The 20,552-nt window shown below is 40.2% G+C and carries 25 protein-coding genes; 13 read left to right on the top strand and 12 right to left on the bottom strand.

The genetic code is table 11. From position 1 onward, the window contains the following. Positions 1-17: 17 nt before the first annotated feature. Positions 18-677, bottom strand: coding sequence for a HEAT repeat domain-containing protein (locus tag PUQ00_RS03205; RefSeq protein WP_300413076.1), 660 nt, complete (start codon positions 675-677; stop codon positions 18-20). 220 nt (positions 678-897) lie between these two features. Between PUQ00_RS03205 and PUQ00_RS03200 the strand changes: the two genes are divergently transcribed. The 7 genes from PUQ00_RS03200 to PUQ00_RS03170 all read left to right on the top strand — a co-directional run bounded on the left by PUQ00_RS03200 (position 898) and on the right by PUQ00_RS03170 (position 6,286). Further along, a complete protein-coding gene (locus PUQ00_RS03200) occupies positions 898-1,503 on the top strand; it encodes a phycobilisome protein (RefSeq protein WP_300413074.1) in 606 nt (201 codons plus the stop codon). Positions 1,504-1,954: 451 nt separating this feature from the next. Next, on the top strand, positions 1,955-2,089 hold the full coding sequence (locus tag PUQ00_RS03195; protein ID WP_300413072.1) for a hypothetical protein: 135 nt from the start codon (positions 1,955-1,957) through the stop codon (positions 2,087-2,089). 137 nt (positions 2,090-2,226) lie between these two features. After that, complete coding sequence (locus tag PUQ00_RS03190; protein ID WP_300413070.1) at positions 2,227-2,985, top strand: phycobilisome rod-core linker polypeptide; 759 nt, start codon at positions 2,227-2,229, stop codon at positions 2,983-2,985. 274 nt (positions 2,986-3,259) lie between these two features. Beyond that, on the top strand, positions 3,260-3,796 hold the full coding sequence (locus PUQ00_RS03185) for a phycobiliprotein lyase (protein ID WP_300413068.1): 537 nt from the start codon (positions 3,260-3,262) through the stop codon (positions 3,794-3,796). A gap of 59 nt (positions 3,797-3,855) precedes the next feature. Continuing rightward, a complete protein-coding gene (locus tag PUQ00_RS03180; protein WP_300413066.1) occupies positions 3,856-4,485 on the top strand; it encodes a chromophore lyase CpcT/CpeT in 630 nt (209 codons plus the stop codon). After that, entirely contained in the window at positions 4,479-4,817 is a 339-nt protein-coding gene (locus PUQ00_RS03175) for a CpeR family transcriptional regulator (RefSeq protein WP_300413064.1), read from the top strand. The genes PUQ00_RS03180 and PUQ00_RS03175 overlap by 7 nt, the downstream gene beginning before the upstream one ends. Positions 4,818-5,278: 461 nt before the next feature. After that, on the top strand, positions 5,279-6,286 hold the full coding sequence (locus tag PUQ00_RS03170) for a phycobilisome rod-core linker polypeptide (protein WP_300413062.1): 1,008 nt from the start codon (positions 5,279-5,281) through the stop codon (positions 6,284-6,286). A gap of 279 nt (positions 6,287-6,565) precedes the next feature. Here PUQ00_RS03170 and PUQ00_RS03165 read toward each other — a convergent pair whose 3' ends face one another. Further along, positions 6,566-7,147 carry a Uma2 family endonuclease gene (locus PUQ00_RS03165; protein WP_300413060.1) on the bottom strand — a complete coding sequence of 194 codons (582 nt, stop codon included), beginning with the start codon at positions 7,145-7,147 and terminating at the stop codon, positions 6,566-6,568. A 478-nt stretch (positions 7,148-7,625) separates the two neighbouring features. Here PUQ00_RS03165 and PUQ00_RS03160 point away from each other — a divergent pair, with 478 nt between their 5' ends. After that, a complete protein-coding gene (locus tag PUQ00_RS03160; protein ID WP_300413058.1) occupies positions 7,626-7,841 on the top strand; it encodes a hypothetical protein in 216 nt (71 codons plus the stop codon). 76 nt (positions 7,842-7,917) lie between these two features. Here the strand turns inward: PUQ00_RS03160 and PUQ00_RS03155 are convergent, their stop codons facing one another. The 6 genes from PUQ00_RS03155 to uvrB form a co-directional block, all read right to left on the bottom strand. Then, on the bottom strand, positions 7,918-8,202 hold the full coding sequence (locus PUQ00_RS03155; RefSeq protein ID WP_157816845.1) for a DUF433 domain-containing protein: 285 nt from the start codon (positions 8,200-8,202) through the stop codon (positions 7,918-7,920). Between the two features lie 52 nt (positions 8,203-8,254). Continuing rightward, on the bottom strand, positions 8,255-8,476 hold the full coding sequence (locus PUQ00_RS03150; RefSeq protein ID WP_300413056.1) for a type II toxin-antitoxin system HicA family toxin: 222 nt from the start codon (positions 8,474-8,476) through the stop codon (positions 8,255-8,257). Continuing rightward, on the bottom strand, positions 8,473-8,679 hold the full coding sequence (locus tag PUQ00_RS03145; protein WP_300413054.1) for a type II toxin-antitoxin system HicB family antitoxin: 207 nt from the start codon (positions 8,677-8,679) through the stop codon (positions 8,473-8,475). Before PUQ00_RS03145 ends, PUQ00_RS03150 begins: the two co-directional genes overlap by 4 nt. Positions 8,680-8,945: 266 nt before the next feature. Next, entirely contained in the window at positions 8,946-9,215 is a 270-nt protein-coding gene (locus tag PUQ00_RS03140; protein ID WP_300413052.1) for a hypothetical protein, read from the bottom strand. Further along, the gene (locus PUQ00_RS03135) at positions 9,175-9,441 is read right to left on the bottom strand and encodes a hypothetical protein (protein ID WP_300413051.1); all 267 of its coding nucleotides are present in this window, start codon (positions 9,439-9,441) and stop codon (positions 9,175-9,177) included. The genes PUQ00_RS03140 and PUQ00_RS03135 overlap by 41 nt, the downstream gene beginning before the upstream one ends. Positions 9,442-9,701: 260 nt before the next feature. Continuing rightward, a complete protein-coding gene (gene uvrB / locus PUQ00_RS03130; RefSeq protein WP_300413049.1) occupies positions 9,702-11,699 on the bottom strand; it encodes an excinuclease ABC subunit UvrB in 1,998 nt (665 codons plus the stop codon). Positions 11,700-11,953: 254 nt separating this feature from the next. On the opposite strand from uvrB, the gene PUQ00_RS03125 reads away from it, so the two are divergent. The 3 genes from PUQ00_RS03125 (at position 11,954) to PUQ00_RS03115 (ending at position 14,080) form a co-directional block, all read left to right on the top strand. Then, the gene (locus tag PUQ00_RS03125; RefSeq protein WP_300413047.1) at positions 11,954-12,421 is read left to right on the top strand and encodes a hypothetical protein; all 468 of its coding nucleotides are present in this window, start codon (positions 11,954-11,956) and stop codon (positions 12,419-12,421) included. A 352-nt stretch (positions 12,422-12,773) separates the two neighbouring features. After that, positions 12,774-12,956: a CsbD family protein gene (locus PUQ00_RS03120; RefSeq protein WP_300413045.1), complete on the top strand. Its 183-nt coding sequence runs from the start codon at positions 12,774-12,776 to the stop codon at positions 12,954-12,956. Positions 12,957-13,441: 485 nt separating this feature from the next. Then, a complete protein-coding gene (locus PUQ00_RS03115) occupies positions 13,442-14,080 on the top strand; it encodes a histidine phosphatase family protein (protein ID WP_300413043.1) in 639 nt (212 codons plus the stop codon). A 91-nt stretch (positions 14,081-14,171) separates the two neighbouring features. Here PUQ00_RS03115 and trxA read toward each other — a convergent pair whose 3' ends face one another. Together trxA and PUQ00_RS03105 are read right to left on the bottom strand one after the other, a co-directional pair. Then, a complete protein-coding gene (trxA, locus tag PUQ00_RS03110) occupies positions 14,172-14,510 on the bottom strand; it encodes a thioredoxin (protein ID WP_300413041.1) in 339 nt (112 codons plus the stop codon). A 702-nt stretch (positions 14,511-15,212) separates the two neighbouring features. Further along, a complete protein-coding gene (locus PUQ00_RS03105; protein ID WP_300413039.1) occupies positions 15,213-15,509 on the bottom strand; it encodes a hypothetical protein in 297 nt (98 codons plus the stop codon). A 611-nt stretch (positions 15,510-16,120) separates the two neighbouring features. On the opposite strand from PUQ00_RS03105, the gene PUQ00_RS03100 reads away from it, so the two are divergent. Further along, entirely contained in the window at positions 16,121-16,330 is a 210-nt protein-coding gene (locus PUQ00_RS03100) for a hypothetical protein (RefSeq protein WP_300413037.1), read from the top strand. A 193-nt stretch (positions 16,331-16,523) separates the two neighbouring features. Here the strand turns inward: PUQ00_RS03100 and PUQ00_RS03095 are convergent, their stop codons facing one another. Then, positions 16,524-16,832, bottom strand: coding sequence for a hypothetical protein (locus tag PUQ00_RS03095; RefSeq protein ID WP_300413035.1), 309 nt, complete (start codon positions 16,830-16,832; stop codon positions 16,524-16,526). A gap of 499 nt (positions 16,833-17,331) precedes the next feature. Here PUQ00_RS03095 and PUQ00_RS03090 point away from each other — a divergent pair, with 499 nt between their 5' ends. Beyond that, complete coding sequence (locus PUQ00_RS03090) at positions 17,332-19,002, top strand: ABC transporter ATP-binding protein (RefSeq protein WP_300413033.1); 1,671 nt, start codon at positions 17,332-17,334, stop codon at positions 19,000-19,002. 55 nt (positions 19,003-19,057) lie between these two features. Here PUQ00_RS03090 and PUQ00_RS03085 read toward each other — a convergent pair whose 3' ends face one another. Next, on the bottom strand, positions 19,058-19,999 hold the full coding sequence (locus PUQ00_RS03085; RefSeq protein WP_300413031.1) for a hypothetical protein: 942 nt from the start codon (positions 19,997-19,999) through the stop codon (positions 19,058-19,060). Positions 20,000-20,552 lie beyond the last annotated feature (553 nt).

Raw genomic sequence — 20,552 nt, 5'->3', positions numbered from 1 at the left:
ACAAATCCATACCGCTATTATGGCAATAAGTCTTCTAAAGCAGCTCCGACAACTCGGTGATCCTCATCCTGTCTGAGTTGATTCAGGGCGGCTTTGGCTTCCGGCTCGTCAAATCGTTTGAGGGCATAGCTAACTCGCACGCGCATCCGCCAAGATTCAACATTCACCAACGTTAGTATTTGGGATAATGCCGCAGGATGTTGGTTAGAATCAGCTAGGATGCCGAGTGCATCAACAGAGGATTCCTGAACTGTGAAATCTTCATCTTTTAAACCCTGAACGCAAATATCAAATAATTCTTCAGGGCAATCCATTTCGGCGATCGCGGCTAAAATGCTCCGGCGCACTAGCCAGTGGTCATCCTGATAAAATGCCAGAACTAGATGAGAAACTGCAACTCTGCCAAATAGCGATAAAGAATTTGCCGCCTCAGCTCGCACGTTGGGAGTATCATCAAATTTCATAATTTGCATCAAAGCAGCAAAGGATTCTGCTGATTGTTGATTACCCAAACCCCTAGCCACAAAAGAACGCACCAAAAATTCTGAGTCATGAAGTTTACTCGTGAGCAGAGGAACTGCAACTTCTGATTCATAATTCTTCAGGGCAGCGATCGCCTTCAGACGATATTGAAAATCTGGATTCTTCAGTTCAGCTTGGATTTGATGGATTTCCATAGGTGCATTTGGTAGAGCTATTCTTTACTTTATTTTACAGATGTGATCAAATGGCGATCGCATTCTAAGAAGATTGAATTAAGAGAATTGGGCAATTCAATTTTGGATTTTGGATTTTAGATTTTGGATTAAATTTCAATCTAAAATCTAAAATCTAAAATCTAAAATCTAAAATTCTTACTCCCCACTCCCCACTCCCCACCCCAATGCCCCATGCCCCATGCCCCATGCCCCATCCCCTAAACCAATGACTCAATTAACCGAAACCGTCAAAGAATTAATAGCCAAAGCTAGAATTGTCAGCTTTGCTGAGTGGGAAAAGTCTCATCCAAAAGCAGCAATCGCCATATTCCAAGCTGCGGATGATGCTTTTCGCTACCTGGGCGATGAAGATTTATTGCAGATTAAAAGTTTGTCATCTGAGAATTCCGCCTTGATTCCTGTTACTGTGTTGTTACGCGATCGCGCAGCCGAAATCGTTGATGAAGCTAGGGAAGAGGTTTTAGCGACTTATCCTGAAATTATCCAGCCTGGAGGCGGTCTTTATCCACCTGAACGCGCCCAAGCTTGCTGGCGAGATTTTTGGCATTTTCTCCGATGTATTACTTATGGCATAGCAGGTGGTCACACTGAGTATACAAATCCGACAGGACTGCACTATATGAATTTGCTTTATCAGCAATTACAAGTTCCATTGGATGCAATGGTCTTAGGCTTAAAAAGTATCAAGGCTGCTAGTTTGAAACGCTGCCAAGCCAATCAGCAGGAAACTCTTGCTCCCTATTTTGACCATTTAATCACCCGACTGGCTACTTTCCAAATTTAGACTAGTCGTAAAGAGTTCTGATCTAAGTATCTAGTTTAAGTAAAGACTTGGTTAAGCGAATAGTGCGATCGCCAAAAGTGGCTAAACTATTTCCCGGTGCGGCCTTGGGGCTTTTCCCCATGAGCAACTGGCATCGATCCCGACTTAAAGTAACTAGTATTGTTAGCCGATACAATCGCATTGTCAGCCGGGTTACTAAAAAAAGCTGAAATTTCTCTCAAAGTATTATTTAACTTAATAAATTTTAATAAATATGGCTTCGGCATCGTATCAGAATGTATATCAGAATGTATATCAAAAGGTATAAGGGTATAAGGATGCAAAAACTTAAATCGACTAATAAGGATTTAAAGTCTCTATGTCCTCTCCTCTGTCAAATGATGTAAAGTTTTTTAACATTTGCTGAAGATTCTTCTCATAAAATTTAGTTGTTAACTGGGAGATACTTTCAATGGCTTTTGGACCAGCATCACGATTAGGGATCGCTCTGTTTGAAGATACCGATCCCATTGATCTGTGGCCAAGTCGCTCTAATGAGGAAGTTGAAACCGTAATTAGATCTGTTGTCATATACGAAGAAATTTAACGCACTTTCACAAACTAAAGTTTTACAAAAGCTAGTCAGTAGCAAAAATAACTGACATTTGATGCGAAATTCCACCTATATAAGGGGTAGGATGCTCGGAAATTTCATTTAATTAACGTTTTTCAGGAGATACTTAAATGTCACTTTGGGCTATTGATTCACCTAATGTTGAGCGGCGTCCGAACACCAGCGAAAGTGAATTACAATCACTGATTCGGGCAGTTTACAAACAGGTTTTGGGTAATACTCACTTGTTTGAAAGTGAGCAACTAGCTACTGCGGAATCGCAATTGCGCGATCACAAAATCAGCATCCGCGAATTCGTCAACATCGTTGCGAAATCAGAACTTTATCAATCCCTGTTTTTTAACTCTTCTTCCCAGTATCGGTTCATTGAACTGAATTTCAAACACCTGCTAGGACGTCCTCCTGCTGATCAGGCAGAAATTTCTGAACACGTCCGCATCTACAACGAACAGGGCTATGATGCTGAGATCGAATCCTATATCGATAGCGAAGAATATCAGCAGAATTTTGGCGAGAATATTGTCCCTTATGTTCGCAGTACTAGCTCCCAAATAGGAATTAAGAATGTTAGCTTTAACCGCACATTTACCTTACTAAGAGGAGTAGCTAGCAGTGATAGCGATCGCAAAGCCAAACTGATCAGCGATGTCGGTTCAAATTTACCCACATCCATCAAGCCTCCCGTTGTTGGTTCTAGTGTAAGCAGCACCGACAAACGCTTCTTGATTAAAGCACTTAAAGGTTCAGCTAAACTCCCTACTCGTTTGGGCAACCTCGAATATGTAGTTAACTACAACCAACTGTCTGGGCAAGTGCAAAACATTCATCGGACGGGCGGCAAAATTATCAGTATCACTGAAGTTGCTTAGATTTGTCTAAGTAGGGGGCTGAGGACTGGGGATTCGCGGGAGAATAATAACTCCAAACTCCAAACTCCAAACTCCAAACTCATAACTCCTAACTCCTAACTCCTAACTCCTAACTCCTAACCGGAGGCGGAGCGTCTCCGGCTCCGCTCCTAACTCAGCACTCCTAAATACGGTTGTGGTCAAGGAGACTAGCCAGCATATAGACTGGGAGAATAACTTTTTAGCCAAGATATCTCTTGGATTTTAAGCTACTTTTTTAAGATCATTTTTTCTAATGGAAATTACTGAATTCTTTGAACTTTCAATTGGACGATGGCGATCGCAGCGTAGCGGTCATCATTTAGCATTCGCCCACTTTGAAGAAGTGCTGTCTAACATTGACATTGAACCTCTATCCACCGATGATCCGGCGGTGCTAGCAATCTGTCAATTGTATAACACTGACTTTGCCAGTATCACCCACCCTTTTCGGATGACTTGGGAAGGTGAGTCAGACTGGGAGGATAAACCAATTTCTGGTAGTACTGTGCTGGTACCAATTCCCGATGTCGAAAATCCTTCTAGAGGCAAACTCCTGCGGGACAAGGGATATGCCGAAACAATCCCAGCAGTGGCTAAATATCATCTGAATGACGATGGTATTTTTACCCTACTGACAGAGTATGAACTCGCTGCTGCTGAGGAGCGAATTTGGTTTGCTAACCCAAATCTGCGATTTCGGGTAGCGATGATTAAAACCAGTGATGGTAAAGGCGTGACAACAGCTTCCTTTTCTTCAGAGATTCGCTCTTTGTCAAGATCAACCAGTTAGTAAATATCAGGTTAGAACATAAAAGAAATCATCTAGTTTTGTCACTCCTGAGGTTGAATATGACGATAGCGCCCAGCGAATCTAGCACCAACGCTAGCGATTTGCTTACTTTAGCCTGTTGGATGGCAGGAGATTTTAGCAACTACAAGCAATCTTTTGCAAATCCGCAACTTTACGCCCACATTCACATTTATTTTCGTCCTTTACCAGTTGAATTTTTTTCTGCCATCGGTTTTTATTCTGAACAAGCGTATGACCACGATTTATGGACACCCTATCGTCAGGGAGTACATAGAGTAGTCGATTGGGGCGATCGCATTTATATCGAAAATTACAGCTTGAAAGACCCTATGCTTTATGCAGGTGCTGCTCGTGAATTAGATATCCTCAAAACCATTACCCCAGAGAGCATCGAACGGCGTTATCACTGTTCAATGGTTTTCCAACGAGAAGGTGAAATGTTTCGAGGCAGTGTGGAATCGGGAAATCAATGTCTGATTAAGCGCAATGGATGCCAGACATATCTTGTCAGCGAAGTAGAAGTAACCGAGCGTACTTGGATAAGTCTAGATAAAGGTATGGATATTGAAACCCATAAGCAAATATGGGGATCAATATCTGGCCCTTTACAATTTGAAAAACGGGAAAGTTTTGCTAATGAATTACGTGCAGTGAGCGCATTATGTTGATTCAGCTTGAATCTGTTAAAACTAACATGTTACCTCCACTGGCTGAAAAAAAAATGCGCTGCTGGATTCGCAGTCGCCACTTGATTTGTTCGGGTAACTTTTTTATATTCGAGACATTAGAATATACGACGATCGAGAGATTCTCTGAATGTGTTGCTTCTTTAGGAGGAACAGTAATATCCGTTGACTCTGTTAATAAAATTTGGATGGGCGATCATCGCCAAGTCATTTTATATCAGGCGAAAGCTAGTTTACATACGCCTCATCATACTTTGAAACAATACTGGATAAAATACGGTGGTTTCTACACTAGATTTGATGAGCGTGCTTGAGAGTTACTATCCTGCGGAAATTCTTCTAACAGCCTTTTACACTCCAATTCAAAATTAAGTTTTGAATTTTAAATACTCCCCAAGGGGGTTGACGGCTAATTGTTAATGTCTAATTGCTAATTTTTTATCATGATTAGCTGTTAGTTATTAACAGTTAGCCGTCGAAGTTTGTTAGAAAATGTAACTAAAAAAGTCCCCAAAACTTGATAAATTAATCCTGACTGTAAAGGGAATTAAAATTTGTTAGTCCTTATACGGATTAATTATGAGGTTGCTCCCAAACAAGGGGCTTAAGCAAATTGTCTGACCAAGCTTGGTTTTATGCAGTTTCATCAAGAATTCGTATTAGCTGTACCACATAACCACTAACAAATACTTAGCTCCCATTACCTTTAAAATATAGATTTTTAGCGAACGTCCTCAACTGAGCCATTAGTCACTCCTACCCACACTAACCAAGTATGCAAATTTTCTTAGACGAAGAAACCAGACGACGCCAATATCAAGCATTTCCCCAAACAGAACCCATCGAACTGTGGACTACCGCTTCAACTGATGACATTGAAATTGTAATTCGGACAGTTTATCGGCAAGTATTGGGTAATGCCTACATTATGGAAAGTGAGCGGCTGATCGTTCCAGAATCCCAACTCAAGCAAGGTATAATCGATGTTCGTGAATTTGTGCGTCAGGTTGCCAAATCAGAGTTGTATCGCTCCAGATTTTTTGATAACGTTTACCGCTACCGTGCCATTGAACTGAACTTCAAGCACCTGCTCGGCCGCGCTCCTGATGACTACTCCGAGACGATATATCACAGCAACATTTTAGATGAGCAGGGTTTTGAGGCGGATATTGATTCTTATCTTGATAGCGACGAGTATCTAGATGCCTTTGGGGATAACATAGTGCCATATTACCGGGGTTATAAAACTCAAACGGGCAAAAAGATATTGGAATTTACCAATATGCTGCAACTGCTGCGGAGCAATTCTAGCAGTGACAAGAACCTAGCATCGAATAATGAACCTCAACTGGTGCGATCGCTAATTACCAACACTCCTTACGGTAAACTGAAACCCACGGATGTTAGTACAATACTTGCTGAAATATTCAAGCCCAAGCCAGAAACTGCTGCTCCAGTTAATCAGTTTATTGCAGCTCGCACAGCAGCTGAACAAGCCTTGCAGCAAAAGATTCAAGAGCAAGAAAGCCAGATTGCAACTTTGCAACAACAACTAGCAGACTTACGACCATTTGCCAGCATCGGTACAACAAAATTTAGTAGTAGTTGGCAGTCTTCCAGTTACGTGGCCAGCACAGGCGAATATACATCTTTGCAACAGCAAGCTGACGCGCAAGCAAAACAGATTGCAGCTTTACAAGAGCAAGTTGCTGATTCCCGACGGTCTGCCACAATTGGCGAAGCCCGGTTGAATAAGTGGCGCAGTCGCGCTTTTAATGGCTAATTTCTCTACTGTTTAGTTTTGTAGCACCGCTTTAATTAACAGTATTTGATGGTTGTGGTGGGTTACGGCTAGCGCCTAACCTACCCGACAAAACTGGCGTTGCAACAGAGTTCCAGGGAACTCCATATAACGCGAAACACTTCCACACCCAGTTTCGCTACTTGTACTAAATTGCAACCGCGATCGGGCACTAATGTCCCAGCATTTTATGGCGCAGATGCTTTCTAGGCTTTTGAGTACATTCCTCTGCGCGTCTACGCATCCTCATCACTCATATATTTAATTTTCGGTGGCTTCGGTTTCAAACTGCACTTGTCGATACAAATGGGCGATCGCTATTTCTACATCCACCGATTCTAGTCGCAATCTCTCGTGCAAATTATACTCCGAGAGCACCCATTTTCCCTGTTCGTTGCGCCGAAAGACTTCTACACTCGGTTGATCTACTTGTACTAAGACATATTCTTGTAAGGTTGGAGATTGGCGATATTTGGCAAACTTTTTCCCCCGATCGGCTGCTTCTGTTGAAGGTGATAGCACTTCGATAATTAAGCAGGGATATTGTATCAATTGTGGATCGTCATCGCGTTCATCGCAAGTCACCACAACATCTGGATAGAAATACTTTTGCCCCGGTTCTACCTGCACTTTTACATCTACAATGTATACTTCACAGGAGCGAGCAGCTAGGGCATCATCTAGAAGCTTAAAGAAATTTGCAGAAATCCGATTATGGTTGCGTGTAGCACCACTCATCATCACAACTTCGCCATCCCAATACTCGTAGCGTTGCTCTTGGGTGGGTTCCCAAAGCAGATATTCTTCTGCACTCATCAAAGTGTTGTCAGGTAAAGCAACCATCGGCGCGATCTCTTAATGATTTACTTTTTTAGGATAGCGAAAAAAGGGCGTTATCTTGATTGCTACCCTGACTAAGCACTAACGTCCTAGCATTTTATCTCGCAGATGTTTAATGCGATCGCAATGAACGAATAGTTAACCACATTACGGGATGAAGATTCGCCTTGCACCTCGATAACTATCATAGGACTTACGCACTGAAAACCTGAAACCTCGATCCCCCCTAACCCTCCTTAAAAAGACGGGGATCTGAAAAGCCCCCTTTGGGGGTTGGGGGATCTCTTCTGTATAAGTCCTATATCAATATCAAGCACAATTTCAATCAGACTTTCAACACACTAGACCTCTTGCATAAATGCTTAAATTGTCATATTGAGCGGAGCGAAACAGAGTAGTGAGATTCTTCTCTCCACTGCGTTCTGCTCAGAATGACATTCCTGATTTTGGGACTTTTGCAAGAGGTCTATTGAACATATTGATGCATTCACACTCCCCTGAGCTTCAACCAGCAGAGCGGTTATGGACTGTCACGAATCAGGCGATCGCTAATCAGTCATTTGATTCCTTAGATGAGCTAGAGTCCGTTTTATTTCAACGTTGCAAGCTACTATCTAACGAGCGTGATTTAATTGGTGGTCTAACTTATTACCACTGGTGGCCAGAAACAAATAACAATTTAACTGTGTGCATTTAACCGGATTTGATATGACTGGCGATCGCACCAAAGAAAATTAGGACATCACCTTTGAGATTGTGATCAATCAAAAAAATCATGTCTTAGATTCGCGCTTTGCCTTCGCTGCCCGAAGTTTTTCCCACGCGGCTTCAGTTCCAGGTTTAGGCGGTTGTGCTGCAATTCGGGCAACTAGCTCACAATTTTGCTCTTGGTAGTATTGCTGGAGTTCTTCGGCTTCTTTGAGAATTTGCTGATACTCAGCTTCCACCTCTGCACGATTGGTTTCAATGTAAGCCAGAGCAACGTTAATTTGTTCCTCTGTTAGATCAAATAATCCTTGGATAAACTTAGACGGATATTGAGCCTTCACATAGTCCATCACGTCGTAGAGGGTGATGTGTGTGCCTGCGATCGCCTCAGCCAGTGCAGCCCTATAGCAATGCAATAAATTCCTCTACGCTTAAATCAGCATCCCGAATTATTGCCCGCAACGCACCCTTAGCTAATTCCTGATGATCTGGGACAACAACTTGAGCAAACGGTTCATCTCCTCGTAAAATAATATGGCTACTTTGCCTACGCTTTTCGTAAAAACCCACCTTTTCTAAGGCTTTGGTGCAATCTCTTCCTGAAATGCTCGGTAGTTTGCTCACACGAGTACTAGAAACGTTTCAAAGTTATCTTCTGGAACAGGCAAGCCATCCTCCTCCAACGCGGCGATGTAACCTGAGATCGCCTCTTTGATATTGGAAAGCGCTTCCTGTTTAGTCTTACCCTGGCTAAGACAACCTTTTAGGCTGGGACACTCTACAATCCAGTAGCCATCTTCATCTCGATACACGATTACCTGTCTCATATTGATAACAAAAAATGTGTATAACTGTTCTCGATCTTAGCAAGTAACCCTCCTAAATCTGCTTTCCACTGTGCATTTAAACCTCAAACTATATATTTCTCGCTGCGTCTAGCATCCTCGTCGATCATTTATTAAATTGTCGGTTGGCTTCGGTTTCAAACTGCACTATTCTAAGCAAGTATTTTATCCCGTAGATGCTTGACTGGCGATGTCTACGACGGGCTACGCCTACGCGCATGGAGAAGCTAACGGTTAGGCTGCTGGCGCTACAATTTCTGAAGCAGTTCATCATACTCTGCATGTGCGCCAATCCAGAACCAGTAAATGTGATCATCCTGCAACAAGCCAAGAACGCGGTAGTCTAAACTAATACGAGCCGAATAGATTGGTTGGCGCTGGCTAACTCGTTTGAACTGAAGACTATTGTGGTAAGAGTCTGAATGCCAAAGGGCATAGGCTTTGGCAGCTTGTTCTTGAACTGATGCAGGAACCTCATCAAGTTTCTTGCGAAATACCTTCGTAACACTTGACTTCATTGCTCAGAGGGAAAACGTCACCTAAAGGAGTGATGTCACCAGCAGCAATTTCCTGCCGTACCATATCAGCTAGACGATCCCACTGAGCATCTGTTGTAGATTCAAATTGAGCCTTCCATGCCCGCTCATCCTCTATCTCGGCCAGGAGACGAGCAGCGATCGCATCCTGTTCGGCAACAGGTAGAGTTTTTAGTTGGGCGATCGCACGCTCAAGTAACTCAGTCATGGCTACCACACTGTTAAAACGTAAATCGCATCTTATCCATTATCGCTTCTTGCTGGCAAGTTGAGCGCTTTCTCACCCAAACCTTGACGGAATAACCTTTATGTGCAGCTAATTGCTGAGGCGTTACTGAATTGAAGTATGAATCTGGATAGAGAGACGTAGCAGTAGTACGTCTCTACAAGGATTTTAGTATTATGCAAAATCATTTTCATACATGGAATCAGCAACGCCATTGCTGATTCGTGAGTATAAGATTCACGTTAACGTCCTAGCATTTTATCCCGCAGATGCTTAATGCGATCGCGCAATTTTGCCGCCTCTTCAAATTCCAGTTTCTTCGCGGCTTCTTTCATCTGCGCTTCCAACACGGTAATCAATTGGGGAATCTGTTCTAATGGCAATTCATCAATATGTTCATCTACGACTTTCAAATCAGTTGCATTCAACCGCCGAGACACATCTAAAAAAGACAAAATCGCATTACTTGATTTTTTGATAATCGATTGCGGTGTAATTCCATGCAGTCGATTATGTGCCATTTGAATTCCACGCCGCCTGTCTGTTTCATCAATGGCTTTAATCATGCTGCCTGTCAAATTATCAGCATACATAATCGCTTGTCCCCGGATGTGACGCGCGGCTCTACCAATAGTTTGAATTAGGGAACGTTCGGCTCGCAAGAAACCTTCTTTATCCGCATCCATGATTGCTACTAAGGAAACTTCGGGTAAATCTAAACCTTCCCGCAGCAAGTTTACCCCAACTAATACATCAAATGTACCTTCGCGCAAGTTCTGCAAAATCTCAATGCGCTCTATTGAATTAATCTCCGAATGTAAATACCGCACTCGAATACTGTGGTCTTGCAGATACTCGGTTAAATCTTCCGCCATCCGCTTAGTTAATGTGGTAATTAACACTCGCTCATGGAGGTCAACTCTATCTTTAATTTCTCCTAATAAATCATCAATTTGTCCTTCTGTGGGACGTACAGAAATTTCTGGATCAATCACCCCAGTTGGTCGAATTACTTGCTCAACTACATGATCTTCAGAAACTTCTAATTCCCAATTGCCTGGAGTTGCTGAAACAAAAATGCACTGATTCACCTTTTGCCAGAATTCTTCTGCTTTCAAAGGACGGTTATCAGCAGCACTAGGAAGACGAAATCCATGTTCAATTAATACTTTTTTTCTAGCTTGATCACCGTTGTACATACCGCGAATTTGGGGTACGGTAACGTGAGATTCATCGATAACTAATAGCCAATCTTTAGGAAAATAATCAATTAGACATTCTGGGGGATCTCCAGCTTGTCTTCCTGCTAGGTGACGGGAATAGTTCTCGACGCCGTTACAGTAACCTACTTCGCGCAGCATTTCCAGGTCATAACGTGTACGCTGATCTATGCGTTGCGCTTCTAATAGTTTGCCAGCTTGTTCTAAATCTAATTTTTGCTGTTTTAACTCGGCTGCGATATCATGACAAGCTACTTCTAACCGTTCTTCTGGGGTGACAAAGTGACGTGCAGGGTAGATATTTACTGCTGACAAACTTTTGAGAATTTCCCCTGTCACCGGGTCAATGTAGCGAATCGCGTCAATTTGATCGCCAAAGAATTCGACGCGAATAATCCGGTCTTCATAAGCTGGGCCAATTTCTAAGACATCACCACGGACACGAAATTTTCCCCGACCCATTTCTATGTCGTTGCGGCTATATTGAACATTTGCCAAATCCCGTAAAATTTGGCGTTGATTTACTTCCATACCTATCTGAAGAGGGATGGCAGCTTTCAGATATTCTGCTGGCATTCCTAAACCGTAGATGCAACTAATCGAAGCAACGACAATGACATCACGGCGTTCAAAAAGCGATCGCGTCGCTGAATGTCGCAACATATCAATTTCATCATTAATCGCTGCCGTTTTTTCAATATAAGTATCGGTAACGGGAATATACGCTTCTGGCTGATAATAATCGTAGTAGCTGACAAAATACTCAACTGCGTTGTTGGGAAAGAAATCCCGCAACTCGTTACAAAGCTGTGCTGCAAGGGTTTTGTTATGCGCCAGAACTAAAGTAGGCTTGCCAATTTTCTCAATAACTGCTGCTACCGAAAATGTCTTACCAGTTCCAGTGGCTCCTAATAAAGTTTGGTAACGATTCCCTGATTGGATACTAGCGGTCAGTTGGGCGATCGCTTGTGGTTGATCGCCTGTGGGACTAAAGGGAGCTTGAAGACAAAATTCTGTCATACAGTTTTGCTGGAAATACCCGATCTTATGGTGACGATTTCAGCCTATATTTATTGTAGCTGGCTGAGTTAGCCTAAATAAATAGTAATAATTTTTTACAAAACTTAATAATTTAATTTTACTTATGTATCAGTTTCAAAGATACTTATATCAATATGAGGTTTTTTAAGGTTAAACTCTAAGATATATGGGAAAAAATTTCACCTTTCCTTAATTATTGTAAAATTCAATTAACAAACCAGAGGTATTCGTTTATGACTATTAGCAGCGCTGGTAAAGCAACCAGTTCTCGGCAAAATAATGCCAAGTCTCCAAAAGAAACTACAGAGGAAGTTGAAAATCAACTAGACCAGAGCTTGAATGCAGATAAAGTCGAGGAAGTTACTGAACAGCCATTATCGGGATCTTCTGGACCACTCGCCATTGCTGGAGTTCGTCCCATAGGTCCTAGCGACTTAGAAGTTGCTGAAAAACTTTCAATTGCTGGGGTGCGTCCCGTTACCACTAGTAGCTTGGAAGTAGTTGAAACCTATAATGAAATGGGTATTCGTCCAATTGGTGCTAATACATTTGAAGTTGTTGAAAGTATTAATCTCTCTGGTATTCGTCCAATTGGCTCAAGTTTATTGGTAATTGATGAAAGCTACTCAACATTCGGTAACCGTCCGATAGCATCAAATGAGACGGACAATTCTGAAAGCCTGATGGGTTTTCTAGATTAGACAAAAAATATCCCCATAACTTTATTAACCCAGTTTCTGTACGGAACTGGTTTTTTTAGTTAAACAGTCAAAAGTAGAGATTACGATATTTGTACTTGTTCTATGTCTTTTAGCATAGGTAACTAAGCTCTAGTTATTTTTTTTGTATTCAACCAACAGCCAGAATGCTTACTACAACTACCTTTTTTAATTACAAATTACGAATTACGAATTACAAATTGTTTAATCTGCCTTGTGGTGGAAGGCTTTAGCAAAAATCTTAAGCTATTGTATAGAGGTAAGAACAAAAGATTTCAAAGTTAGTTTACAGCTTTGGAATGAACTTACCATACATAAAAGTAAGGAGTTTCAAATGAGCTTAGAAGAACGGGCTAAAGCAACTGCTAAAAATGTTGAAGGTAAAGTTCAAGAAGCAGCAGCAGAAATTACCGGAGATCCAAAAGATAAAGCCGAAGGTAAAGCCAAGCAAGCTGAAAGCGAAGTACGTCACGGGATTGAAGACGTAAAAGATAATGTGAAGAAAAAGGTTGACTAATCTTTTTTAGTTTTTTGCAAAAGCTCTAGAGATATAAATTGGATATATCCGATTTTTGCAAAAAAATATAAAGTGTTCAAGAGGCAAGCTCAAGTCTTCTCAGATAATCTGAGCAAGGATTAGAGAATACAAGATCGCTTAATTGGTATAATTTTTGTAGAGACGTAATTAATCACGTCTCTACAATTTTCACAATTTAAAAAAATGAAGCCAGAATTATAAAAGGCGATCGCACAGATTAAACACTAGCGATCGCCTTTAAAATTTATTTTATATCGGGTGCTGCGCCAATACCTACTGAGTGGCGATATCTACGATGAGCTGTGACGCTCCTACGTCGCTAATGCTAGCGGTGACGCAACTTTACCCAATCTGAAAATTATTTAAAATATCACAAAATTGTAGTATTATGGCACGGGCATTAACTATCTTCAATTACATTTGATTGTTAGCGCTCTGAAATTTAAAATTCATGACAATATACCGTGAACCTAACTATTTATTTCCTCCGTCACGGACAGACGGAATGCAGTCGTAATAATTCCTTTTGCGGTTCCATAGACTCAGAACTTACGCCAGAAGGATTGGAGATGGCAAAGGCTTTTACAGACGCATATAGTTCTACACCTTGGACAGCAATATTTTCTAGTCCAATGCGGCGAACTATATTGACAGCAAAACCGTTATGTGAAGCAATAGGGATGGAGCCACAATTCAGAGATGGTTTAAAAGAAATTAACTATGGCAAGTGGGAAGGAAAAACGCCAGAAGTAATTAGCCGTGAATATCACGATGATTATATTCGCTGGTTAGCCGATCCAGCTTGGAATGGGCCAACTGATGGAGAAATAGCAATTACAATTGCTTCTCGCGCTATGCAGGTAATTGAAGAAATCAAGCGTTTCCACAGCAGTGGGAATGTGTTAGTAGTTTCCCACAAGGCAACTATCAGAATTATTCTGTCTAGTTTACTAGGGATTGATGTGGGACGCTTCCGTTTTCGTTTAGGATGCCCTGTTGCTTCGGTCAGTATTGTAGAATTTACCTCACATGGCCCGCTGTTAAAGGTTTTGGCAGACCGGACTCATTTGGATCAGCGTTTGCGAAATTTACCTGGAACGTGACTGATAGCGAGTCAGACGCTCGTTCGTCGCTATCACTAACACTTCTCTACCAGACGCGCAAGGGACGCTATCAAGCGTCACTACGAATTAGCTAAAGAAGCTTCTGAACAGCGTCGCTAAACTGTTCGTAAGGAGAAACTCCCACGATAGTTTCTGCTAAAATACCATCTTTGAAAATTAAAACCGCCGGAATACTGCGAAGACCGAATTTTTTGAAAATCGGCTTGTTGCTGTCAACGTCTACCTTAACGACTTTGGCGCGACCTTTGTATTCCTCGGCGAGTTGATCCATTAACGGACTGATCAGGCGACAGGGGCCACACCAAGTGGCAGTAAAATCAACAACAACAACTTTCTCTTCACTTCCATTTAAAACAATATCAAATTCACTTTCTTCAACGTAAGCAACTATGTCAGTATTAGTGGACATTTTTTAATTCCTTAGTGTCAAACTAAAATTTCAGTAAAAAGCTAACTTTACAAACTATACTCCCTTCTGCCTGTCAGATTTACCTGTAACCGATATTACGAAATCCCCGCAGCTGACTTCTGCTTAGTAGCATAGATTTCATATCCTACTACCTTTGTACGTAGGGTGCTTTCGTACCTATCTACTTAAACTTGTTTACTAATTTTATCAGTAATAATACTTGTTTATAAAAAATTTTATTATTTAATCAGACAGATGTATACATTAACACTAAAACACTCTATAGCCGTCATACATAAAATTATAATACTAATCTTTGTATAAAAATATCAACGCTAAATTAATGTTACTATTTATAACAAGAGTATCTTTATGGGGATATATAAAGTACTAGCTATTGTGAAAGAGTTTCCAGTAAATCATTTAAATCAGTTTCTAGTGAAGGAAATAAGACAGTTGTTGAATCTGTAGCACAACAATGGGCTAAAAAATATATAGGGAACCTCAAGGTTGATACTGATAGTACAGAAAAAGTCGAAATACCTAATTTATCAGAGATAGTATCACCGGAGGGACGAAAGAGAACTGGTCAAAAAGTATTAGAGTCTTTGCGAAGTGTTAGTGCTAGAGCTGGGAATAAAACTGAGGACTTATTATCAAAACAAATAAAACGTAATCCTGGACTTTCAAGGCGTAGAAGCCTTAATAGTCATTCTCTTGAGAGAACAGTTCTAACAACGCAATTGTGCCTACAAAAAAAGTATAAGTAGCATATTTTATTGGCATCTTTTTTCTTGAAGGTGCATAAAAAGCTGCTATAATGCTTTCAAGAAAATGACTCGTCATGGCAAAACGCTCAATCCAAAAAATTGGATTAAGGCTGCTTGGTAGATTACTATTAGTTATTACTGCATAAATATTCCACGATTCTAATCCAATTGCGCTTGTTATAAGGATTGTAGATATAATTTTTACCAATGTAAAAATGTTTCTCTTCATATTTAAGTTCATACTGTTCACAAAAAAATCTTTAACAGACTTACAAGACTCGGTAAAATAACAAACAAGTTAATGTGTGTTATCTAAAAATTAACACTAAGTAAAACAATCTTATATCATGAATTTCATTTTTGTAAAAGCCTATAAAAATATGGACATGGTATATTAAGCCAATATTTCCAAACTATTCAGAATGGATGTGTGGAAAAAACTATGCAATTTTGTTGTTTGAGGATTTATCGTTAAAAGTTTCCTTCTTACGAGGATTGCTCAAAATGGCATTGAGGTGTGTCCTTTCATCCCTCAAAAACCCCGAAAAACAGAAACTATAGTACTCAGGCAAGAAGAAACGTCATACCCGTAAACACTACGAGTAATCAAGATTAAATCGGGAGCATCTCAATGAGTGTAAAAAGCCTTGAAAAACCTCACCCCAACCCTCTCCGTGGGTTCCCAGAGGCAGCAAGAGTCTTGTTTGTCATCTGGTATATTTGTACTTATTGAGATGCTCCCATTAAATCACCAGATATTTAAAAAATGAGATAAGTGTGGAATAATACATAGGTGGTAAATTTAATTGCACTCTCTAGATTGATAAGAAATGTAAAGGTATGATTGCTCAACATTACAATTCAATTCATGTTGAAAACAACTTGCTTAAACAAATCAAAATTAAAGAAAATCAGCTAAAAATTGCAGAAGAAGCTAATATGCTCTATGTAGCAGAAGCATTACAAAATGAATTATTAAAGTTACAGTATCAATTGTCAGAGGGGCAAGACGTTGAAATTCAGGCGTTGATGAGTTTGCTAGACGATTAAGATTGTAAAATTGTGTTGCAAAGTTTATTGAAAACACAAAAACTCTGTTAATAGGGAGCAGAGCATAGTGATTGTGAAGCCTCTAGGTGTGCTTTAGGTGCTATAGCTCAAGAATTAACAGTATAAGAAGTAGCGATCGCTGAATTATAAGGTGTCATAGAAGGATGATGATTCTTACTTAAATAATAAGATATTAGAGTTTTTGCTGGGTATGTGGTTTTTTAATCTGCGGTACTAAATCAATCTTAAGAACAGGTTTAATTGAGCGCAGTTGCCTTTGCCTAAGAATTTGAATTTCTCTCTGAATCGAATCATTTCCTTGCCTAAAAAAGTCTTGAGAATTAAATGGAACCAAGTCACGGGATAAATGTTGAGCTTGCGTTGGAGTCAAAGTTGGAAAAACTTGTTGAGCTTTGACAGAAGTCTGTAAAGCCAGGAAAAAAGCTGTTGAAACTATTAAGGGTTTGATTTTTATACATCTGGTAAATATCAGGTTTAACATGATTGATACATTGGTTGCGTGAATGCTGCTTCAAACCATCTTGTGTTGGTCTGATTACAAACAAAATACACTTATTCACTTACTAATTACCTCGCACAAATGGGTGAATTAATCAGCTGAACCTTTATTAAGTAACGTCTTTATTGTAAAACTGTCGTTCATAGGACTTACGCAGAAGAGATCCCCCAACCCCCTTAAAAAGGGGGCTTTTCAGATCCCCCTCTTTTTAAGGGGGGATCGAGGTTTCAGGTTTTCAGTGCGTAAGTCCTAGTTCATAAAGGCGATGCCAACTCTTGGAGACCGTTCTCTACGAGACGCTCCGCGAACGGCAAGCTCAGGGCAACGCGCTACGCGTAGCTTGCTTCCCCGTGGGGTACGGCGGGCTACGCCTACGCTAAGACAATAAAGATGTTCGTACAACGGAGGTCTAATACTAATCTGATAGACTATCTTAAATTTGAAATTATAAAAGCTGGTAGCTCAGGGCTGATAACTAAATATGAGTGAAGCCTTATTCTGTATCGAAAATCTGCAAGTTGCCTATCCTCAGCGGAGTGGAGAAGAAGCAAGCTGGGCAGTTGATGATGTATCTTTCACTTTACAACCAGGTGAAAGAATGGGATTGGTGGGAGAGTCAGGTTGTGGTAAGTCAACTATCGGACGGGCAGTAATGCGTTTACTACCAGCCTCTAGTCGTATTGAGGGACGGGTAACATTTCAAGGACAGTCGGTGTTTGACTTGATGCCTAACCAGTTGCGGAAGTTTCGAGGAGAAGCGATCGCCTTAATTTTTCAAGATCCGATGACACGTCTTGATCCGTTGATGACGATTGGTAAGCATTGTATCGAAACCCTTCAGGCGCACTCACCAGAATTATCAAGGCGATCAGCCAAAGAAAAAGCACTTGCTACCTTGGCAAAGGTGAATATTCCAGCCAGTCGCTGGAATCAGTATCCTCATGAGTTTAGCGGTGGAATGCGCCAACGGGTAGCGATCGCTTTAGCTTTACTCCTCAACCCCAAGTTGATTGTTGCCGATGAACCCACCACCAGTTTAGATGTCACCGTCTCCGCGCAGATATTGCAAGAATTAACTCGCCTGTGCGGTGAAGAAAACATGGGATTGCTGCTGATTTCTCACGATTTAGCAATGGTGGCTGAGTATTGCGATCGCATTGGGGTTATGTACAACGGCAAGATAGTCGAAATGGGTTCTACAGAAACCGTATTTAGACACCCTCAACATGAATACACGCGATCGCTCTTAAAAGCAGCTTTACACATTCAAGCAGTAAAAGATAGTGGGGAATTGATAATTGTCAATGACGCAGAAAAGCAATTACCGATTATTAATCATAAATCCCCAATTTTGAGTGTTACAGAACTGAAGCAATACTACACCATAGAACCTAACTTTATCGAACGACTGTTTAATACACAAGCGCAGACAATTAAAGCAGTAGATGGTATCAACCTGGATCTTTATCCAGGAGAAATTCTCGGCTTAGTCGGGGAATCAGGTTGTGGTAAAAGTACGTTATCACGAACAATCTTGCAACTAATTCGTCCCACTAGTGGCAAAGTTGAGTTTTTAGGACAGGATTTAACGAAACTGTCGCGTCAAAAAATTCGCTCCTCACGACGACAAATACAAATGGTTTTTCAAGATCCCCATGCTTGTCTCAATCCAGCGATGACAGTGGGAGAAAGTATCGCTGACCCTTTATTTATCCATAATATTGTCAATCCTGCTAAGGCAAAAGAACAGGTTTTGTGGATGTTAGAGAAAGTTGGGTTAACACCGCCAAAAGTTTATTATGAGCGTTATCCATCAGATTTGTCTGGTGGACAACAGCAACGAGTTGCGATCGCTCGTGCTTTGATTACTCACCCTAAACTTCTCATTTGCGATGAACCAGTGAGTATGTTAGATGCCAGCGTGCAATCGCAAGTGCTGGATTTGATGTTGCAATTAAAGGAAGAGTTTGAGTTAACTTATCTGTTCATTACTCATGATCTTTGGTTAGCGAGATTTTTGTGCGATCGTATTGCCGTGATGAATGGCGGTAAAATTGTCGAACTTGGTCTGACAAAAAGTATTTTTGTTAATCCTCAGCACCCTTATACCAAAACCTTACTAGCTGCTGCTCCCTTACTAGCACGCGCTTAACTAAATAAAATCAGGAGTTATGAGTTTGAAATTGCTAACTTCTTACTTCTAACTCTTAACTCTCTTCCCTTCCTTCAAGTAATTTAGTTCCTTCTCCACTCGAACCATATAGCTCAACGTATCTTTTAAACAGCAACGCAGTCTCGTGATTTGAAGTCCTATTTAAGTTGAATAAACGCTCTATGTTTTTATCAGCTAAAGCTCTTAGATACGGCAAATCTTCAAAGAGTGTCAAACAAGAAGCAAAATGCAATATTATTTGTAATAATGGCTTTGGCCACTCTAGGTCACTATAAATATCTATAAACAACTGATGTTCTGAATCATTTAAGGGGAAAGCATGAAATATAACAAATATTCTTTTCTGATTGTAAACTGGAATACTCAGTTCAACAGTGTAAAAAGTATGTAATATTAAATCTACTTCCACAGTCGGTTGTCGCCAAATTCTGAGAGGATTAGCTGGCGAATCTAATATTGTTTCAAATCTAATTCTTCCACCGCTGTTTGTGCTCTGAAACTGGCTAATATTAATAATTCTAAGATTATTAAGGCTAAACTTATGAACTGTTTCCAAATGTTTTAAGTTTAATAGATGATAGATTTGGCAAATATAAGGAAACGGTAAAATATACTCCTGGCTAATCATGTGGAGCTTTTTTATTTGAAGCTTGTTAGCTTGAGTACGATTGAGATATTCTTGATATTGGCTGGGGCCTAAATCATTGCTGTTGAAGCTTTCCTCTGGCTTGAGATATAGCCAACTCACAAAAAAGAAAAAGGTTGTAAATAGCTCAAATATTTCTGTAAGAGATAGATAACCATCAGCAAATACAGCTATGCTTCTATCGGTTATTCCGAAAAGCCAAGATGGAATACCAAATAGCCAGATATTACTTTTGATTTGATCTATAAAAAGTGCTATCTCAACATTTGAGACATAGCTACCTTTATTTACACTTAATTGATCATTTTTTTTTAAACAATTAAGAAACATAATATTTTGATTTTACTTAAAAGTAGTAATCCATAGAGTTTAGTTTTATCTTAATTTTAAATCAAATTACATAGTCACAACCTCTATCTTTAGTTCTATATACAAGTTTGATTTGTTCATATGCATTTAAAATAAGTTCTCGTTAGCCAGGCTCAATAATACAACTCATTGTTAAATATTTATCCAGCTAGAATAAAATTATTTTAAATCTTGCTATTAAAGGATTCGATATTGTATTCTCTGATGTCTAAATTAAAAGTAATAGCTTTGGTAAAATATTTCTGTTCGTTGAGTACAAAAATTGAAATTAGCTCAATTTTACAAGAGCGCTATATAGATATTTAGACAAAAAAGTTAATTTCTCATCTCAGGAGAAATTTATTTAATACCGTTTTTTTGTAAGAGCATATTTGAGATCAGTTTTACCCCACCCTAATCCTCCCCTTGTAAAGGCTCCGTGTATACAGAAGTCTGAAATAGCTGATTAATTGAGGTTTTAGCGTCAGTTTTACCCCATCCTAACTCTCCCCTTAGAAAGGGGGATTAAGGAGGG

Origin of the sequence: Nostoc sp. S13 (assembly GCF_029379315.1) — a bacterium.
Lineage (GTDB): Bacteria > Cyanobacteriota > Cyanobacteriia > Cyanobacteriales > Nostocaceae > Nostoc.
Note: the sequence above shows the minus strand (reverse complement) of the source record. Positions and strands in the feature narration are given on the sequence as shown.

What these genes read in the sequence shown, in the direction of transcription:
- PUQ00_RS03205 (WP_300413076.1), bottom strand. Translation starts at nt 677, where the DNA reads ATGGAAATCCATCAAATCCAAGCTGAACTGAAGAATCCAGATTTTCAA.
- PUQ00_RS03200 (WP_300413074.1), top strand. Translation starts at nt 898, where the DNA reads ATGCCCCATGCCCCATCCCCTAAACCAATGACTCAATTAACCGAAACC.
- PUQ00_RS03195 (WP_300413072.1), top strand. Translation starts at nt 1,955, where the DNA reads ATGGCTTTTGGACCAGCATCACGATTAGGGATCGCTCTGTTTGAAGAT.
- PUQ00_RS03190 (WP_300413070.1), top strand. Translation starts at nt 2,227, where the DNA reads ATGTCACTTTGGGCTATTGATTCACCTAATGTTGAGCGGCGTCCGAAC.
- PUQ00_RS03185 (WP_300413068.1), top strand. Translation starts at nt 3,260, where the DNA reads ATGGAAATTACTGAATTCTTTGAACTTTCAATTGGACGATGGCGATCG.
- PUQ00_RS03180 (WP_300413066.1), top strand. Translation starts at nt 3,856, where the DNA reads ATGACGATAGCGCCCAGCGAATCTAGCACCAACGCTAGCGATTTGCTT.
- PUQ00_RS03175 (WP_300413064.1), top strand. Translation starts at nt 4,479, where the DNA reads ATGTTGATTCAGCTTGAATCTGTTAAAACTAACATGTTACCTCCACTG.
- PUQ00_RS03170 (WP_300413062.1), top strand. Translation starts at nt 5,279, where the DNA reads ATGCAAATTTTCTTAGACGAAGAAACCAGACGACGCCAATATCAAGCA.
- PUQ00_RS03165 (WP_300413060.1), bottom strand. Translation starts at nt 7,147, where the DNA reads ATGGTTGCTTTACCTGACAACACTTTGATGAGTGCAGAAGAATATCTG.
- PUQ00_RS03160 (WP_300413058.1), top strand. Translation starts at nt 7,626, where the DNA reads ATGCATTCACACTCCCCTGAGCTTCAACCAGCAGAGCGGTTATGGACT.
- PUQ00_RS03155 (WP_157816845.1), bottom strand. Translation starts at nt 8,202, where the DNA reads ATGGACTATGTGAAGGCTCAATATCCGTCTAAGTTTATCCAAGGATTA.
- PUQ00_RS03145 (WP_300413054.1), bottom strand. Translation starts at nt 8,679, where the DNA reads ATGAGACAGGTAATCGTGTATCGAGATGAAGATGGCTACTGGATTGTA.
- PUQ00_RS03140 (WP_300413052.1), bottom strand. Translation starts at nt 9,215, where the DNA reads ATGAAGTCAAGTGTTACGAAGGTATTTCGCAAGAAACTTGATGAGGTT.
- PUQ00_RS03135 (WP_300413051.1), bottom strand. Translation starts at nt 9,441, where the DNA reads ATGACTGAGTTACTTGAGCGTGCGATCGCCCAACTAAAAACTCTACCT.
- uvrB (WP_300413049.1), bottom strand. Translation starts at nt 11,699, where the DNA reads ATGACAGAATTTTGTCTTCAAGCTCCCTTTAGTCCCACAGGCGATCAA.
- PUQ00_RS03125 (WP_300413047.1), top strand. Translation starts at nt 11,954, where the DNA reads ATGACTATTAGCAGCGCTGGTAAAGCAACCAGTTCTCGGCAAAATAAT.
- PUQ00_RS03120 (WP_300413045.1), top strand. Translation starts at nt 12,774, where the DNA reads ATGAGCTTAGAAGAACGGGCTAAAGCAACTGCTAAAAATGTTGAAGGT.
- trxA (WP_300413041.1), bottom strand. Translation starts at nt 14,510, where the DNA reads ATGTCCACTAATACTGACATAGTTGCTTACGTTGAAGAAAGTGAATTT.
- PUQ00_RS03105 (WP_300413039.1), bottom strand. Translation starts at nt 15,509, where the DNA reads ATGAAGAGAAACATTTTTACATTGGTAAAAATTATATCTACAATCCTT.
- PUQ00_RS03100 (WP_300413037.1), top strand. Translation starts at nt 16,121, where the DNA reads ATGATTGCTCAACATTACAATTCAATTCATGTTGAAAACAACTTGCTT.
- PUQ00_RS03095 (WP_300413035.1), bottom strand. Translation starts at nt 16,832, where the DNA reads ATGTTAAACCTGATATTTACCAGATGTATAAAAATCAAACCCTTAATA.
- PUQ00_RS03090 (WP_300413033.1), top strand. Translation starts at nt 17,332, where the DNA reads ATGAGTGAAGCCTTATTCTGTATCGAAAATCTGCAAGTTGCCTATCCT.
- PUQ00_RS03085 (WP_300413031.1), bottom strand. Translation starts at nt 19,999, where the DNA reads ATGTTTCTTAATTGTTTAAAAAAAAATGATCAATTAAGTGTAAATAAA.